The sequence below is a fragment of the Paraburkholderia graminis C4D1M genome (assembly GCF_000172415.1).
Taxonomy (GTDB): Bacteria; Pseudomonadota; Gammaproteobacteria; order Burkholderiales; family Burkholderiaceae; genus Paraburkholderia; species Paraburkholderia graminis.
Genome location: NZ_ABLD01000002.1, coordinates 193,886 through 208,315 on the forward strand (window position 1 = coordinate 193,886; position 14,430 = coordinate 208,315).

14 protein-coding genes are annotated in these 14,430 nt (G+C 62.3%); 5 read left to right on the plus strand and 9 right to left on the minus strand.

The genetic code is table 11. The annotated features are described in order from the left end of the window. Window positions 1-27 precede the first annotated feature (27 nt). Together BGRAMDRAFT_RS03885 and BGRAMDRAFT_RS03890 are read right to left on the minus strand one after the other, a co-directional pair. Window positions 28-1,143, minus strand: coding sequence for a succinylglutamate desuccinylase/aspartoacylase family protein (locus tag BGRAMDRAFT_RS03885; RefSeq protein ID WP_006047357.1), 1,116 nt, complete (start codon window positions 1,141-1,143; stop codon window positions 28-30). 40 nt (window positions 1,144-1,183) lie between these two features. Continuing rightward, a complete protein-coding gene (locus tag BGRAMDRAFT_RS03890) occupies window positions 1,184-1,954 on the minus strand; it encodes a transporter substrate-binding domain-containing protein (RefSeq protein WP_006047358.1) in 771 nt (256 codons plus the stop codon). Between the two features lie 132 nt (window positions 1,955-2,086). Between BGRAMDRAFT_RS03890 and BGRAMDRAFT_RS03895 the strand changes: the two genes are divergently transcribed. Together BGRAMDRAFT_RS03895 and BGRAMDRAFT_RS03900 are read left to right on the plus strand one after the other, a co-directional pair. Further along, the gene (locus BGRAMDRAFT_RS03895; RefSeq protein ID WP_006047359.1) at window positions 2,087-3,007 is read left to right on the plus strand and encodes a LysR substrate-binding domain-containing protein; all 921 of its coding nucleotides are present in this window, start codon (window positions 2,087-2,089) and stop codon (window positions 3,005-3,007) included. A 135-nt stretch (window positions 3,008-3,142) separates the two neighbouring features. Then, the gene (locus tag BGRAMDRAFT_RS03900) at window positions 3,143-3,991 is read left to right on the plus strand and encodes an oxidoreductase (RefSeq protein ID WP_006047360.1); all 849 of its coding nucleotides are present in this window, start codon (window positions 3,143-3,145) and stop codon (window positions 3,989-3,991) included. Here BGRAMDRAFT_RS03900 and BGRAMDRAFT_RS35245 read toward each other — a convergent pair. The 4 genes from BGRAMDRAFT_RS35245 to BGRAMDRAFT_RS03925 form a co-directional block, all read right to left on the minus strand. Continuing rightward, window positions 3,988-4,440, minus strand: coding sequence for a rubredoxin (locus tag BGRAMDRAFT_RS35245; RefSeq protein WP_006047361.1), 453 nt, complete (start codon window positions 4,438-4,440; stop codon window positions 3,988-3,990). The two genes, BGRAMDRAFT_RS03900 and BGRAMDRAFT_RS35245, sit on opposite strands and share 4 nt — an antisense overlap. 352 nt (window positions 4,441-4,792) lie before the next feature. Further along, window positions 4,793-6,001 carry an aromatic ring-hydroxylating oxygenase subunit alpha gene (locus BGRAMDRAFT_RS03915; protein ID WP_006047362.1) on the minus strand — a complete coding sequence of 403 codons (1,209 nt, stop codon included), beginning with the start codon at window positions 5,999-6,001 and terminating at the stop codon, window positions 4,793-4,795. Window positions 6,002-6,145: 144 nt separating this feature from the next. After that, on the minus strand, window positions 6,146-7,597 hold the full coding sequence (locus BGRAMDRAFT_RS03920; protein WP_006047363.1) for a glycosyltransferase family 2 protein: 1,452 nt from the start codon (window positions 7,595-7,597) through the stop codon (window positions 6,146-6,148). 53 nt (window positions 7,598-7,650) lie between these two features. Continuing rightward, the gene (locus BGRAMDRAFT_RS03925) at window positions 7,651-8,250 is read right to left on the minus strand and encodes a cytochrome b (RefSeq protein ID WP_006047364.1); all 600 of its coding nucleotides are present in this window, start codon (window positions 8,248-8,250) and stop codon (window positions 7,651-7,653) included. Window positions 8,251-8,598: 348 nt separating this feature from the next. Between BGRAMDRAFT_RS03925 and BGRAMDRAFT_RS03930 the strand changes: the two genes are divergently transcribed. The 3 genes from BGRAMDRAFT_RS03930 to BGRAMDRAFT_RS03940 all read left to right on the plus strand — a co-directional run bounded on the left by BGRAMDRAFT_RS03930 (window position 8,599) and on the right by BGRAMDRAFT_RS03940 (window position 10,658). Continuing rightward, window positions 8,599-8,802, plus strand: coding sequence for a DUF3562 domain-containing protein (locus BGRAMDRAFT_RS03930; RefSeq protein WP_006047365.1), 204 nt, complete (start codon window positions 8,599-8,601; stop codon window positions 8,800-8,802). Window positions 8,803-8,954: 152 nt separating this feature from the next. Then, a complete protein-coding gene (locus BGRAMDRAFT_RS03935) occupies window positions 8,955-10,058 on the plus strand; it encodes an NAD(P)/FAD-dependent oxidoreductase (protein WP_006047366.1) in 1,104 nt (367 codons plus the stop codon). A 138-nt stretch (window positions 10,059-10,196) separates the two neighbouring features. After that, window positions 10,197-10,658, plus strand: coding sequence for a GNAT family N-acetyltransferase (locus tag BGRAMDRAFT_RS03940; protein WP_006047367.1), 462 nt, complete (start codon window positions 10,197-10,199; stop codon window positions 10,656-10,658). 118 nt (window positions 10,659-10,776) lie between these two features. Here BGRAMDRAFT_RS03940 and BGRAMDRAFT_RS03945 read toward each other — a convergent pair whose 3' ends face one another. Genes BGRAMDRAFT_RS03945 through BGRAMDRAFT_RS03955 form a run of 3 tightly spaced genes read right to left on the minus strand, consistent with a single transcriptional unit; the run spans window position 10,777 to window position 14,429 of the window. Beyond that, window positions 10,777-12,180: an MFS transporter gene (locus tag BGRAMDRAFT_RS03945; RefSeq protein ID WP_006047368.1), complete on the minus strand. Its 1,404-nt coding sequence runs from the start codon at window positions 12,178-12,180 to the stop codon at window positions 10,777-10,779. 25 nt (window positions 12,181-12,205) lie between these two features. Next, complete coding sequence (locus BGRAMDRAFT_RS03950; RefSeq protein WP_006047369.1) at window positions 12,206-13,471, minus strand: NAD(P)/FAD-dependent oxidoreductase; 1,266 nt, start codon at window positions 13,469-13,471, stop codon at window positions 12,206-12,208. Beyond that, window positions 13,464-14,429, minus strand: a complete 966-nt coding sequence (locus BGRAMDRAFT_RS03955; protein ID WP_006047370.1) for a VOC family protein — start codon at window positions 14,427-14,429, stop codon at window positions 13,464-13,466. Before BGRAMDRAFT_RS03955 ends, BGRAMDRAFT_RS03950 begins: the two co-directional genes overlap by 8 nt. Window position 14,430 lies beyond the last annotated feature (1 nt).

Here is a 14,430-nt window from a genome sequence, read left to right on the forward strand (position 1 = left end):
AGCAGAGTTCGCACGAAGCTGCTGTCATCACGCCCCCAACAACACCCCCGTTCTAAACGCCCGCGTCCCCGTCACACGCCCCAGCGGCGCGCCCGCCGTCACAAAGCGAATCGCGCGACGCATGTAAAACACGCCTTCCGTATTGCTCGTCAACGTAGTGGTTTCGTCCGTCAGCGGATCGACAATATCGAACAACGGTTGACCGACGCGAATCGTCTCGCCGATCTTCGCGCGATGCACGAGAATGCCGCTCACGGGCGCATAGAACTGCTCGCTTCCGGCAAGCGGCGTCGCAGGAGTCAGCAACGGCGGCAGCGGCTTCGCTTCCAGCCGAATCGCCTTGCGCCACACGAGATAGTCGACGATCGCATCGGCGTCGTGCTGTGCCGCTTCGTATGAAACGTCGCGCTGGCCGCGGCATTCGACAGTCACTGCAATCGTGCCGGTAGGCACCGGCTTGTCGGCGGGCATATGTTGCTGCAATTCCCACCACAGCAGGCTATGCGTTTCGTCGAACGCCTCGCCGCCCGAGTTCGTCGCCAGCAGCGACGCCTCTGCGCCAAGATAGCGCGCGAACGGTTCGACTTGAGGCCACGCCGCCTCGCTCGTGTAGAGATGCATCGCGGCCTCGAGCGAACAATGCAGATCGATCACGACGTCTGCATCGAACGAGAGCTTTAGCATCGCCAATTGCAATGACTCGAACTCGGTCAACGGCTTTTGCGCGGCCAGTTCGTCAGCAATCAGACGACGAACGATCCGCACGTTTTCGGCGGCGTCCGAACCTAGCGCTGCGCGCGCTTGCGCGACAAGTTTCGTCAGCCGCAGAAAATGCCGGTTGAAGTTCTTGCCGCTTGCAAGGTCGAAGCGCCCGATAAATTGTCCGAGTACGTACTGCCCGAGTCCGACGGGATTAGCCACGGGCACGAGCACGATCTCGGCATTCAGCGCGCCCTGCTTTTCAAGTTCGATCAAACGACGCTTCAATAGAAGCGTGGTCAGCATCGCTGGCGTTTCGTCGGCATGCAGCGACGACTGGATATAAATCTTCTCGCCGCTGCCTGGCGCGCCGAAGTGAAACGATACGAGTTCGCGCTGCGTGCCGATTGCCGGCGAAATGAGCGGATGCGATTGCTTGTTCATGAGAGACGAGCGTGGAGTTAAAGAGCGGAACGCGCGGGCATCAATTGCCGTACGGGTCGAAGTCGAAGTACTTTTTCGCGATCTGCGCATAGGTGCCGTCTTTCAGCATCGCGGCAATCGCGGCGTTCATCGACGCCTGCACTGCCGTCTCGTCCTTGCGCAAGCCGATGCCCGTGCCGCGATCGCCCATCGAAAGCGGTTCGCCGACAAACGCAAAGCCCTTGCCGGACGGCGTGCGCAAAAAGCCGAAGTCCGCTTCCACCGAGCCGAGCAGCGCGCCGTCGAGTCGTCCATTCTGCAAGTCGGCGAACACCTCGTCCTGGCTCTTGTACGCGACGACATGCGCGCCGAGCGGCGTCCAGTTCTTCAGCGCATAACCTTCGAACTGCGTGCCCGATTGCACGCCGATCTGTTTGCCCGAGAGCGCCTGCAAGCCCGCGGCGAGCGGCGAGCCTTGCCGCGCGATCAGCCGCGATTTGAATTGAAAGAGCTTCGACGTAAATAGAATCTGCTGCTCGCGTTTCTGCGTGATCGCCATCGACGAAAGAATCGCGTCGATCTTGCGTGCCTGCAGCGCGGGAATCATCCCCGAAAATTCGAGCTCGACCCATTGGCAACGCGCTTTAATGCGGCGGCAAATTTCATTGCCGAGGTCGACGTCGAAGCCTTTGAGGCTGCCGTCGGGCGACTTCGAATCCATCGGCGGATAGCTCGGGTCGATGCCGAGGCGCAGCGTGTCGGACCCGGCGGCAAACGCGCCGCTGCTGAGGGCCAGCGCGGCGCTTACGATCATCATCAGAGGCAGTTTCATGGGAGCGGAAGTTGTCGAAGTGGACGGAACACGGCGAGCCCATCGTATGCCGCTGCGCCGCTTCATAGAAGTCAGCTTCGGACTATCATGATCACTTTTGCCGATCACCGGCAGTGAACCACGGACGCTCCAATGGCGTTGACGATCTCCCAACTGCGGGCCTTCAAGGCCGTCGCCGAACATGGCAGCTTGCGCGCGGCCTCGCGTGCACTCGGCGTCGCGCAAAGCGGCATCACGCAGCAGTTGCAGAACCTGGAATCGATGTTGGGCGCGACGCTTTTCATCCGAACGAATCGCGGCATCGCGCTGACCGCGCTCGGCCAGCGGCTCTTGCAGCGAGCGGGCGCGATTATCGGCGAGTGCGAGCGCGCCGAGCAGGAGGTGCAGCAATTGCGCGGCGACTACGCGGGCGAGGTCACGTTCGGCATGACGACCGAACCGTTAGTCGATGCATTGGCGCCCGTGCTGATGCAGTTCCGCACGCGCTTCGAGCGAGTGGCGCTGCATCTGCGCACCGGCACATCGCGCATGATGATTTCGTGGATTCGCGAAGGCACGCTCGACTTCGCAGTCGCGCTAGTGTCGAAGCACACGGATACCGCTGATCTTTCCGTCGCGCCGCTGTATCGCTCCGATCCAGTGATCGTCTGCCGCAAGGGTCATCCGAAGGCGCGGGCTCGCTCGCTTGCCGATCTCGCCGATTGCACATGGATCGCCACGCGCTCGCCGAATCTCACCGACGATCCGCAAGTCAATCGACTGAATCATCTGTTCGAAAGCCACGGTTTGCCGCCGCCGAAAATCGTCGCGACCGTCGAAGGTTTGTACGAGACGCTGCATCTCGTCGGCGCAACGGATTGCCTGTCGCTGGAGTCGTCGATTGTCGCAACACAGGGCGCGTTTGCCGGCGCGCTGACCACGATCGACGTCCGCGAGCGCGCTATCGAGCAAACCGTCTGCCTGTTGCAACGCGCCGCGATTCCGCTCACGCCCGCCGCGCAGGAACTCGCCACGATGATCGCGTCGTACACGCGCACCGTGCGGGCGCGTTGATGGCGGCGCTGCAAGCAGGCTTGCCGCGCTGCGACTAGAATCAAAGCCCCCTTCTTCGCGCGAACAACTTTCGAGGCGTCAGTAAAAAGAAAGGCGCGAGGCTATGTCGCAGACCATCAACAGGAGTTTTCCCACATGATGAATCGAGACAATCCCGTCTGGCTGATCACCGGCTGTTCGACCGGCTTTGGCCGCGAACTCGCGAAGCTGGTGCTCGAGCGCGGCTGGCGCGCCGTGGTCACGGCACGCGATGCATCGAAAGTAAAAGACATTGCCGAGCCGCACGGCGAGCGCGCGCTCGTTCTGCCGCTCGACGTGACGAACCGCGCGCAGATCGCGGAGGTCGTCGCACAGGCAAAGCAGCGTTTTGGCCGCATCGACGCGCTCGTGAATAACGCCGGCTACGGCTATCTGGCGGCAATCGAAGAAGGCGAAGACGCGGAAGTGCGGGCGATGTTCGAGACCAACGTGTTCGGTCTCGTCGACATCACGAAAGCCGTGTTGCCGGTCATGCGCGAGCAGCGTAGCGGTCTGATCGTCAACGTATCGTCGATTGGCGGGCTCGCGAGTTTCGCGGCGACCGGCTATTACCACGCGACGAAATATGCGGTGGAGGGTCTGTCGGAAACGCTCGCCGCCGAGGTCAAGCCGCTCGGCATCGACGTGCTGATCGTGGAGCCCGGTCCGTTCCGCACGAATTGGGCCGGTGCGTCGATGAAGCAGTCGGCCACCGTCATCGACGACTACGCGGCCACCGCCGGCGAGCGCCGCAAGCAGACGGAAGCGCGCAGCGGCAACCAGGCGGGCGATCCGGTGCGCGCGGCGCAAGCGATTATCGACGCCGCGCTATCGGACAAGCCGCCTCTGCGTTTGCTGCTCGGCAAGACCGCGCTCGAACTCGCGCGCAAGAAGCTCGACTTCATGCGCGGCGATTTCGATGCGTGGGAAGCGACCACCGTGGGCGCCGATTACCCGGACGCCTAGAACTCGACGAGCGCGAAGTCTTCCTTGCCCACGTCGCACAGCGGGCAACGCCAGTCGGCGGGAACGTCGGCCCAGCGTGTGCCCGGCGCGATGGCTTCTTCGGGCAAGCCGGCGGCTTCGTCGTAAATCCAGCCGCAGATCACGCAGACCCACTGCTTGAAGTCGTCGGCGGAAGCGGGGTTGGCGGCGTTGGCGGCGTTGGTGGCATTCGCCGACGGCGAATCCGGCGCGCTTTGCTGCTGTGAAGCCGGCGTCTCGTCCAGGCTGACGACGAGCGGCGCCTCCGTGCTCGCGCCGCTTGCGCTGCTCGCTGCGAGGCGCGCCTGCAGGCTGTCGAGCAGGCGTTGCGCTTCGTCTTGCGTGAGGTCGATCCAGTAGGGATCGCCTGCGCCGTCGTTGAGCCGTTCGGGGGAAAACTGGATCTCCAACGCTACGCCCTTCTTGTACATGACGGCGTTACACGACCAGATTGAGCACGATGGCCGCGATAAGCGCAGTGCCGCCGATCAGGCCAAGCAATTGAAGCAGAGTGAGGGATTTGCGCGATGCGGTGGGGAGTTGTTGCGTGGTCACGAGACGGTCTTCGGAAATCGGAAAAAGCGAAATGGTACACGGGTCGCGCGGCGGCGCATGCCGATTTGCGCAAACCCGTGTGTGATGTTGGGCAAGCGGTGGCTCGCCTGATTGGCGAGCACTTGCCATTATCGCAGCGCGAACGCGCCGGATTATTTACGGCGCGGAGATGAACTCATTCGCGGGCAGGCGCAAAGCCGCCCGCGGTAGGCCACCCCGCGCTTCCGCTCAGCTTTTCGCCAGCGGGCTGCCGTGACGCGAGTCCCAGAAGCGGATCACTTCGGTATCCCCGGTGCCCGCGCCGACCACCTGATCCGGCGAGCCGCATTCGCGCAGCAGCGCGCGCAGATCGTTGATAACGGGAAACACCTCGTGATTCCAGTCCGCGCCCTGCGAATCGTGCGCGCGCTGCTCTGCTTCGACGATTTCGCGGTCTTCCTTGAAGATGCGCTCGGTGAACCACACCAGCAGCGGCCACGCGAGGTTCAGTGCGCCAGGAATTCCGGGCTTGCGAATCGACAGCAGCCCGAATGTGCGATTGGTGCGCTGCTCGCGATCGAGCGGCACATAGACGATCCACAGATCCATCACGAGTGTCTTCTCCGACGTGCGAATCTGCAGCGTCTGATACGGATACTCGGTGCGGATCGTCATCACGTCCTTGTCGTTGTCGCCGCCCGTTTTGCGGCTCTGGCCGAACACGATAGCCTCGCCGATCGGCTGCTGGCCGGCCATGCGCGCAAACGTATAGTCGACCTCGACCCAGCCTTCGCCGCGCCGCCGCCCGAGCGAACGCGCGCGCATCTGTCCCATTTGCCGGCGATGCAAAAACTGATGGTTCATGTCCATCAGATTCTCGTGCATGAACGAGTAGTGGCAATTCACCGGACGGCCGAAGCGCCGCGTCTTGTACTTCTTGTCCGACACGGAGCCGAGCGTGGGCAGCGGCCGAACCTCGGCCATTGCCGGGTCGCCGGGGAATACGAAGATCAGTCCTTCCACTTCGCGGCACGGATACGAGCGCACGCCGTTCGGCAAACGCTCGCGCCCGAGATAGGGCACGTCGATGCATTTGCCCGAGCAGTCGTAAGTCCAGCCGTGGTAACCGCAACGAATCGATTCGCCATCGACCACGCCCTGGTGCAACGGCACCTGCCGATGCGCGCAGCGGTCTTCGAGCGCGAACACTTTGCCGGACTCGGTGCGCGCGAGCACGATCGGATCGCCCGCGAACGTCACCCCATGCGTCTTGCCGCGCTTCACCTCATGTGACCACGCGAGCGGATACCAGTAGTCCGGGTGAATCCCGACGCGGCGCAGGTCGCGAACCGGCGCGTCGTTGGCGGCCTGGCCCTGTGTGGGAGCGGCTTTTGGCGATGCCGCATGCGTTGGCGACGCCTCGACGGTGTTTTGTTCGAGCGGGGGAACAGCATGCATAGTGTGGAGCCTCCGTGCACGTGCGGATAGAGTAGGAGGCCGCGTGTGGCGGCCGTTATCGCCGTCAGTCTACTCGAACCGGGCGGAGCCTGGGGCGGGCGGGACATCGCGCCGCGCCCGGCGGCCGGGTGCTCGGGGGTGTCGCTACGCGTCGTCGCGGGCTATCAGGCCGGTGCGGCGCTGCACGCCCCACGAGCGTCCGCCGCGCAAAAAATGCAGCCAGCCGAGCGCCGCGCCCAGGTGCCGCAGCAACTGGAAAGTGAACGGCTCCGCGATTGCCGCGAGCATCGCCATCCCCATGCCGGCACGGCTGCGCGTGCCGGTCCAGCGTCGGTAAAGATGGATGCTCCACAGGTAAAAGGCGAGATCGATCGCCGTTTTGACGCCGATCACGCCGAAGATCGACGCGACGATCGCGCCGTGACCGCCCAGCAAAAAAGCGAGCAGCAATCCGAACGCCGTCAGGCCGTAGATCGGCTGCATCGTGTCGAGCGCCTTGACGGGCAGCATCAGCATGCCGAGCATTCCATAGCGCGGATTGCCGGTCATGTCGCGATTCCAGTACTGCGTTTGCAGGAAGCCCGCGAACCAGCGGCGGCGCTGGCGCAGGAAACTGGCGAGGTTGTCGGGCGCATCCGTGTGCGCATGCGCGTTGCCGATCACGCGCACGTCCCAGCCGAGGCCGTGATCGACGGAATGACGGCGCAGCCGGTGAATCAGCTCGTAGTCTTCGACCAGACACTGCGGATCGAAACCGCCGACGTCCAGCAGCGCCTCGCGTTTGAACGATGCGAACGCGCCCGACACGAGCAGCAGACTGTCGGCGCGCATCCACGCAAAACGCGCGATGAAATTGCGCATGTATTCGTAGGTCTGGAACCATTGCAGCACGCGGCCCGACGCCGATTTGCCGCACACCGGCACCAGAATGCCGGCCGCGGCGACGAGCTTCGCGTCGCTCGCAAAAGCGGCGCGCATCGCGTAGGTGGCGTCGTCATCGAGCAGCGTGTCGGCGTCGACGGTCATCACGGTTTTCGTTGTCATCAACGTGATGGCGGCGTTCAGCGCGCGCGCCTTGCCGCCGTGCGGCATGCGCAGCCAGAAGAGGTTCGGATGCAGCGCGCTCGGTGCGCTCAGCGTGCCCTCGGCAGGCGCGGTGAGACCGAAGCGTTCGGTGAGGAGCGAGTGCGTTTGATCGGTCGAGCCGTCGTCGGCAATGACGATTTGAGCCGGGCCGTGCACCTGCCGCAGCAGCGCCGCGATCGTGACCGGCAGCACGGCCGCCTCGTTATGCGATGCGACGATCACGCCCATGTCCGGCAGAGTGCGCCGATCGTAATCGGGCTCGAGCGGCGGCACACGGCGCATCAACGGCAAGCTTTTCCAGGTGACGAACGCGAGCAGCAACGTGTCGTAGATCACGTAGGCGATACCCGTCGACCACGCAACCACGCCGTGCAGAAAGAATGCACGCGCAAACAACAGCAGCCATGCAGCGACGACGGCCGTATGAATCAGCGTGCTCAACCACGTCGTGCCGCGCGGCACGATGCGGGGCGATGCAAGCGCGAACGCCTGTTCCAGGGTCTTTTTCAAAATTGCTAAGCGTCGATGGTTGCTACCGTTTCAGAAAATGAGCGATGCGGCTGTCACGGCACCATGCGCTTCAGAACCGATTTGCGATCGATCCACTCATGCTTCAGCGCGCCGCCGATATGCATGGCGAGCAACGCGTACAGCGCATAGCCGAGCCACGTATGCAATGCGCCGAAGCGGTCATGCAGCGTCTCCTTCAACGCGGGCTCGAGGTTCATCACGTAGCCGATGCGCGGCCAGGGAAACAGATCGAAGAGCCGCATGGGATGCGTGGCCGCGTCCTTCCATGCCGAGTCGTGCAGCCAGCCCGAGAGCGGCAGCGCGATCATCAGGAAATAGAGAACGAAGTGCGCGACATGCGCGGCCACTTTTTCCCACGACGGAAATTCGCGCGGCAGCGGCGGCGGCTTGTGCGATACGCGCCACAAGATCCGCATTAGCGCGAGGCCCAGTACCGTGATGCCGATGGACTTGTGCGTATTGATCACGGGACGCACCCAGTCGTCGGGCAACGAGTCCGCGCTCAAGGCTAGCACCACGTTGCCGATGATCAGCAACGCGATGAGCCAGTGCAGCGCGATCGCCGTGCGCGTGTATCGCGGGGCCGCCAAAGCGTGGGTCTGGTTGGCCAGACGTTGAGTGTGCGTATTCATGAGTGATGTGATCGGCGAGAGAATCGTTGCAATGTCTTTGTAATGGCGCGTTCAGCGTGTTCAGCGTGTTCAGCGGCTTAAGCGACGCACTATTCACGGACAAGAACTGCTGAGTGTGCCGTTTTATTCCATGACGTGCTTAATGATGTGTTTCGGTTTATTTCACGTCGGCAGGCGTCGGCGAGTTTGCGCTAGACCCGAGAACTTCGTGGCGCAAGAAAAATATCTCTGTGGCGTGCAACCCGCGATAGCCCAATTCAATTGGCATCGGCGGAAATCGCATCCTCTAATAAAAGCCCTGTGTTTGGCTGCATTCGCCTATCGACCGTCGCTTAACCGGAGACATCAATGTCGCAACCCGAGCCAAATGTGGAAGAAGTGGTGAGAAGCATCGCGGAAGAGACCGATACGCCGACCGAGACGGTCTCGAAGATGTACGCGGACACGTTGGCCGACTATCGCCATCAAGCCAAAGTGCAGGACTACGTGCCGCTCTTCGCGGCGAGGAAAGTGCGCGACAAGCTTCGCGACGCGTCACATCGCAAGCATTGAATATCGCGGCGCGTGTGTCATGCGATTCGTCGGTTGATTTAGCCTGATACATGCGGCGATATACGCCGCGATACCCGCGCCATTGCACGTAAAACACCGCTTATTTTTTCCCGCTGCTAGACTGAACTCCGTTCAACGACCGGGGGATTGGCATGCGTGTGGCAATCGTTGGCGCGGGAATCGCCGGGCTGAGCACGGCATGGTCGCTCACCAAACTGGGGCATGATGTCACGCTGATCGAGCAGGGCTCGATCCCGAATCCGCTCGCCGCATCGGGCGACCGGCATCGCATGATTCGCCGGGCATATGGCGAAGCCGACGGCTATGCGCAGGCCATCGCCGAAGCGTTCGATAGTTGGGACATGCTATGGGACGATCTCGGCGTTTCGCACTATGCAAATTGCGGCGTGCTCGGTATTTCGCAGTTTGCCGGCGATGGCGCCGAGCGGTTCCGCATCGGTCTTGACCGCATGGGCTTCGAGTACGAACGGCTTGATTCGCGCGAGGCCGCCCAGCGTTACCCGTTTCTCGATGCCGCTACGTTTCGCTACGCCTACTTTGATCGCGACGGCGGCACGCTTTTCAGCGAGCGCATTGCGCATGATCTGAAAGCATGGCTCCGCATGCGCGGCGTCGACGTTCGCATGCACACGAAGGCCGTGGCGATCGATCCGCAGAACGCGAGCGTGCGCATCGAAAGCGGCGCGACGGTTCACGCGGACCGGCTCGTCGTGACGGCCGGTGCGTGGACGCTGCGGCTCTTTCCGTCGCTCGCGGAAAACCTCTCTATCTATCGCAACGCCGTTGCTTATCTGACGCCGCCCGCCGATCTCGACGATGCGTGGTCGAACGCGCCGGCAATCGTCGACATCGGCGGTTCGAGCGACGGCTATGTATTGCCGCCGAGCGACGGTATTGGTCTGAAGTTCGGTGCGCGTGCATTCAAACGGTCGGTGCCGGATGCAGAAACCGACCGCATCGCCGGGCCCGACGAAGGCGACCGTTTGCGACGGCTCTTTGCGCCGCCGTTTAGCCGCATCGATGAATACACGGTCACGGAGGTGAAGACCTGCGCGTACACGTTCACCGCGGATGAGCGGTTCTTTTCGAAGCGCATCGGCAAGACGCTCGTGGTGTCGGCGTGCTCGGGGCACGGCTACAAATTCGGCGCGGCCGTGGGACAGCGAGTCGCGCATGCGCTCGAAACCGATGACGACACCACGCTCGTTCAGTGGCTCAGAGCGGAAACGGTGTGAGGACGTTGTGAGCGACGGCGCTTGATCTTGCGCTGAGTGAGTGCATGGTTCCAAATTCTGCGCATGCGCTGGAGCTAACAATCGCGGCCCGATTTTCTTATGCTGACGGTTTGCGTCGATATAACAAAGGAGCCGCGCATGTCCGACACGATTCAGATCCGCCCCGTCAAACAGGACGATTTCAATGCATGGCTGCCGCTATGGGACGCGTATAACGCGTTTTACGGCCGCTCCGGCGAGACCGCATTGCCGCGTGAAATCACGCAACTTACGTGGGGCCGCTTTTTCGATGCATACGAGCCGATGCATGCGATGGTTGCGGAACGCAATGGGCAGTTGGTCGGCATCGTGCACTTTCTGTATCACCGGCACACGACGCTCGCGGGACCGATTTGTTATTTGCAGGACCTGTATACGTTGGAATCCGAGCGCGGCAAAGGCGTGGGGCGCGCGTTGATCGAGGCAGTGTATGCGCGCGCGAAAGCAGACGGTTCGCAGCGCGTGTATTGGCAAACGCACGAGACGAATCACACGGCGATGAAGTTGTACGACGCGGTGGCGGATAAGTCGGGGTTTGTGGTTTATCGGAAGCAGGTGTGAGCAACGCCCCGCTGCTTTAGACATTCACGCGGCTCGCCCCAAAACAAAAAGCGCACCACCCAGTGCGCTTTTCATCCCCGCAATTACGGCCTCACATCACCGCCCACCTAACCCGCCCTCAAGCCTCCAACTGCTCGAGCACCTTGCCCTTGGTTTCAATCCCGAGAAAATGCACCGCCACCGCCGCAAGAAACGGCACGGCCGCGAGAATATAAAACGCGATCTGCAAATTACCGCCGATCATCGTCTTCGACACAATCGCCGGCGCGAAAATCGCCGCGACTTTCAGCCATGCGCCGCCGACGCCGCAACCCATCGCGCGGATGCTCGTCGGGTACAGTTCCGGCGTGTACACATAAGCGGTGATGAAGCCGCACGCGAGAAAGCCGAGCGACAACGCACAGCACGTCGCCACCACATACACCGACGAATCGTGCAACACGCCCGCCATCAGCAGCGAAACTGCGCACGCCAGAAACGACAGATTAATGATCGGCTTACGCCCCACCTTGTCCACCAGCAGCGCGCAAGTCAGCGACCCCACCACGCCCAGCACCGAAGCCGCCACCGCAAGGTTCAACGCCAGTTGCAACGGCGCGTGATAGATCGTGCGATAGATGGTCGGCAGCCACGTCGACAGACCATACTGAATGAAGCCGCAGGTGATCCACAGCATCGCAACGGCCAACGTGCGCTTCAAATACGCCGGACCGAACAGATCGCCCATGCGGCGCTTCGGATGACGATTCGCCATCGCTTCGAATTCGGCCGAATGCACGACCGGCGGCAACGGACCCTTCGCGGCGCGTTCAAACGCATGGACTGCTGCATCGGCATCGGCCATGCGTTCGCGTTCAGCGAGCCAGCGCGGCGACTCAGGCACGAGCTTGCGCAGCACGAAGAACAGAATCAACGGCATGCCGCCGATAAAATACATCGCCTGCCAGCCGAAACGCGGCACGATCCACGCGCCGAGCGCATTTGAAGCCAGCAGCCCAACCGGAAAAACAATTTCATACAACAGCACGAAACGACCACGCCCATGCGCACGGCTAATCTCGTTGATGTAAGTCGCGGCAACCGGCAATTCGCCGCCGAGTCCCAAGCCCTGAATCACGCGCAACACGACAAATGCCGCGAACGTCGGCGCAAATCCGCACGCAATGCTCGTGACACCGATAATCCCCGAGCTCAGCGCAATCGCTCGAACGCGCCCATGACGCTCGGCATACCACGGGAACACAAACGCACCGATCAGTTGCCCGACCGACCCCGAGCCGATCAGAAAGCCGATTTCCCACGGCGTCAGATGCCACTTCGCGATCAGCACCGGCAGCGTGGCCGCAATCGCGATCACGTCGAAGCCGTCGAAGAACGTGGCGAGCCCGATCAGAATCCGCGCACGCACCTGCATCGCGTTCTTCGGCAGTCGCTCGAGCCGCGCGATGATCGAGCCTCTCGTGACAGGGCCCGAAACGCCTGCGGCGCTGCGGTCTCCAATGGTGTTGTCGATGGTTCTCATGCCGTGGTGCCGTCCGTAGATGTGGTTAGGCAAGCGCCGTTGAGGCGTCGGTCAGTGTGGCAAGGTCGATGGTCCGGCCTTGATTCATCCACTTGCGCGAGAGCTTCAGTTCGCGCGGAGTGTTGATGGCGATCACGCCGCGAATCGCGCCGTCTTCCAGATGAAAAAGCGTTGCGCGCTTGCCCGGCAAATCGCCGCGTATCGCGAGCTGCGCATCGGCGGGAATGTCGCCGAGAATCTGCAGATTGACGTCGTACTGATCGGACCAGAACCACGGAATGTCCGCGTATGGTTCGAACTTGCCGAGCAGCGCCTTCGCCGCGCCAATCGCCTGGTTCTGCGCATTGGCCCATGATTCGAGGCGCACGCGCCGCTTCAGCCACGCGCTCGGATGATTCGCCACGTCGCCGCAAGCGAAGATGCGCGGGTCGTCGGTCGCGCCGAAATGATCGACCACGATGCCGTCTTCCACCTTCACGCCCGCCGCTTCGGCCAACGCCGTGTGCGGCGCGAGACCGATGCCGGCGACCGCGAAATCGGCGTCCAAAGTCGAGCCGTCGGCGAAGGTTGCACGAATGCGATTGGCGTCGTTCGGATGATCTTCGAGCTTCGTGAGCGCGGCTTTGAGGCGCACGTCCACGCCATTTGCACGATGCAGGTCGAGCAGGAAGTCGGAGACCATCGGCGGCAATGAACGGGCGCATAGACGCGGTGCGCCTTCCACCACGGTTGCATCAACGCCGAGCTTGCGCGCGGTCGCGGCCACTTCGAGACCGATCCAGCCGCCGCCCACCACGAGCACACGCTTGCTCGCACGCAGCCGTTCGCCGAGCGCAACGGCTTCGTCGAGCGTGCGCAGATAAGTCACGTGCGAGGTCTTCACCAGCGCATCAGGCAAGCGACGCGCCGCGCCGCCCGTCGCGATCACGAGGCGGTCGTATTGCACTTCACGTCCCGCTTGCGTGCGAACAACACGCTTCTCGCGATCAATCGACGTCGCGCAATCCGGCTGCCACGCTTCGATCTTCAGCGCGTCGAAATCGTCGGGCTTGACGAGACGCACGGTGTCGATAGTTGCTTCGCCGGAAAGCACGGCTTTCGAAAGCGGCGGACGTTCGTACGGCAAATGCACTTCGTCGGCGATCATCACGAGGCGGCCGTCGTAGCCTTCCTTGCGCAGCGTCTTCACGACCCAGCCTGCCGCCTGGCCGCCGCCGATCACGACAATCGTGCGCGGCACTTCAAGCTCGGCGTGCGCGGCTCGCGCTTTTTCAGTAGCAGCGTCAGTCATTTTTGCGCTCCGTCATGAACTTGCCTTCCGGCGCCTTCGCGTTTTTCTGCCGACGCGTATTGCCGTCGATGCCGCCGTCGATCGCCCATTCGGCGAACACGGTCGGGCCCGGTTCGAAATCGCGCGGCTGCCATTCGGGCGTGAGCTGGTCTTCGTCGGCGTAGTACTCGATCAGGCCGCCCGCGGGATTCTGGAAGTACCAGAAGTACGCCGACGAAACCGGATGACGTCCCGGCCCAAGTTGCGTATCCCAACCGCAGCGGCTGATGTGCATGCCGCCGCCGAACACTTCATGGATGTCGCGAACGGTGAACGCGACGTGATTCAGACCGCGCTTGCCGTTCGGCAACGCGAGCAGAAAAATGTCGTGATGGCCGCCGTGCGGCGCGCAGCGCATAAATGCGCCGCGGCCCGGATAACGGTCCGACATTTCGAAGCCGAGCAGTTCCTGGTAAAACTTTTCCTGTTCGGCCAGTCTGTTCGTGAAAAACACGACATGACCCACTTCGACGGGTTCGGCGCGCTCGTAAATCGGCGACGGCTGATCCACGCGCAGCGTTTGGCCCCACACGTTCGAAGGCGAGCCGTGAATATCGAGCGCACGTTTGCGCGTCACTTCAACGCGAATCGCCATGCCGTTGGGATCAATGCAGCCGACTGCATCTTCGGTTTCGAAATGGCCCGGCTGACCCGCAAAGCGTCCGCGCAATTCGTCGAGTTCCGCTTTAGTCGCAACGCCCCACGTGACTTCGCGCAGCGTCGGACCTTCTTCGAATGCGGGCGGCAGCGACGGATCGTTTGCATCGACGGCAAGAACCGTGCAGCCGTTGAGCGTTTCGAAGCGCGCATGGGTTTCGTCGTGCGCGACTTCCTTCAAGCCCCAGTCCGCGAAAAAGCGCCGACAGGTAGCGAGATCCGTCACGCCGTAGATAATCTGTTCAATGCCGAGAATCGTCATA

What these genes read in the sequence shown, in the direction of transcription:
- BGRAMDRAFT_RS03885 (WP_006047357.1), bottom strand. Translation starts at nt 1,143, where the DNA reads ATGAACAAGCAATCGCATCCGCTCATTTCGCCGGCAATCGGCACGCAG.
- BGRAMDRAFT_RS03890 (WP_006047358.1), bottom strand. Translation starts at nt 1,954, where the DNA reads ATGAAACTGCCTCTGATGATGATCGTAAGCGCCGCGCTGGCCCTCAGC.
- BGRAMDRAFT_RS03895 (WP_006047359.1), top strand. Translation starts at nt 2,087, where the DNA reads ATGGCGTTGACGATCTCCCAACTGCGGGCCTTCAAGGCCGTCGCCGAA.
- BGRAMDRAFT_RS03900 (WP_006047360.1), top strand. Translation starts at nt 3,143, where the DNA reads ATGATGAATCGAGACAATCCCGTCTGGCTGATCACCGGCTGTTCGACC.
- BGRAMDRAFT_RS35245 (WP_006047361.1), bottom strand. Translation starts at nt 4,440, where the DNA reads ATGTACAAGAAGGGCGTAGCGTTGGAGATCCAGTTTTCCCCCGAACGG.
- BGRAMDRAFT_RS03915 (WP_006047362.1), bottom strand. Translation starts at nt 6,001, where the DNA reads ATGCATGCTGTTCCCCCGCTCGAACAAAACACCGTCGAGGCGTCGCCA.
- BGRAMDRAFT_RS03925 (WP_006047364.1), bottom strand. Translation starts at nt 8,250, where the DNA reads ATGAATACGCACACTCAACGTCTGGCCAACCAGACCCACGCTTTGGCG.
- BGRAMDRAFT_RS03930 (WP_006047365.1), top strand. Translation starts at nt 8,599, where the DNA reads ATGTCGCAACCCGAGCCAAATGTGGAAGAAGTGGTGAGAAGCATCGCG.
- BGRAMDRAFT_RS03935 (WP_006047366.1), top strand. Translation starts at nt 8,955, where the DNA reads ATGCGTGTGGCAATCGTTGGCGCGGGAATCGCCGGGCTGAGCACGGCA.
- BGRAMDRAFT_RS03940 (WP_006047367.1), top strand. Translation starts at nt 10,197, where the DNA reads ATGTCCGACACGATTCAGATCCGCCCCGTCAAACAGGACGATTTCAAT.
- BGRAMDRAFT_RS03945 (WP_006047368.1), bottom strand. Translation starts at nt 12,180, where the DNA reads ATGAGAACCATCGACAACACCATTGGAGACCGCAGCGCCGCAGGCGTT.
- BGRAMDRAFT_RS03950 (WP_006047369.1), bottom strand. Translation starts at nt 13,471, where the DNA reads ATGACTGACGCTGCTACTGAAAAAGCGCGAGCCGCGCACGCCGAGCTT.
- BGRAMDRAFT_RS03955 (WP_006047370.1), bottom strand. Translation starts at nt 14,429, where the DNA reads ATGACGATTCTCGGCATTGAACAGATTATCTACGGCGTGACGGATCTC.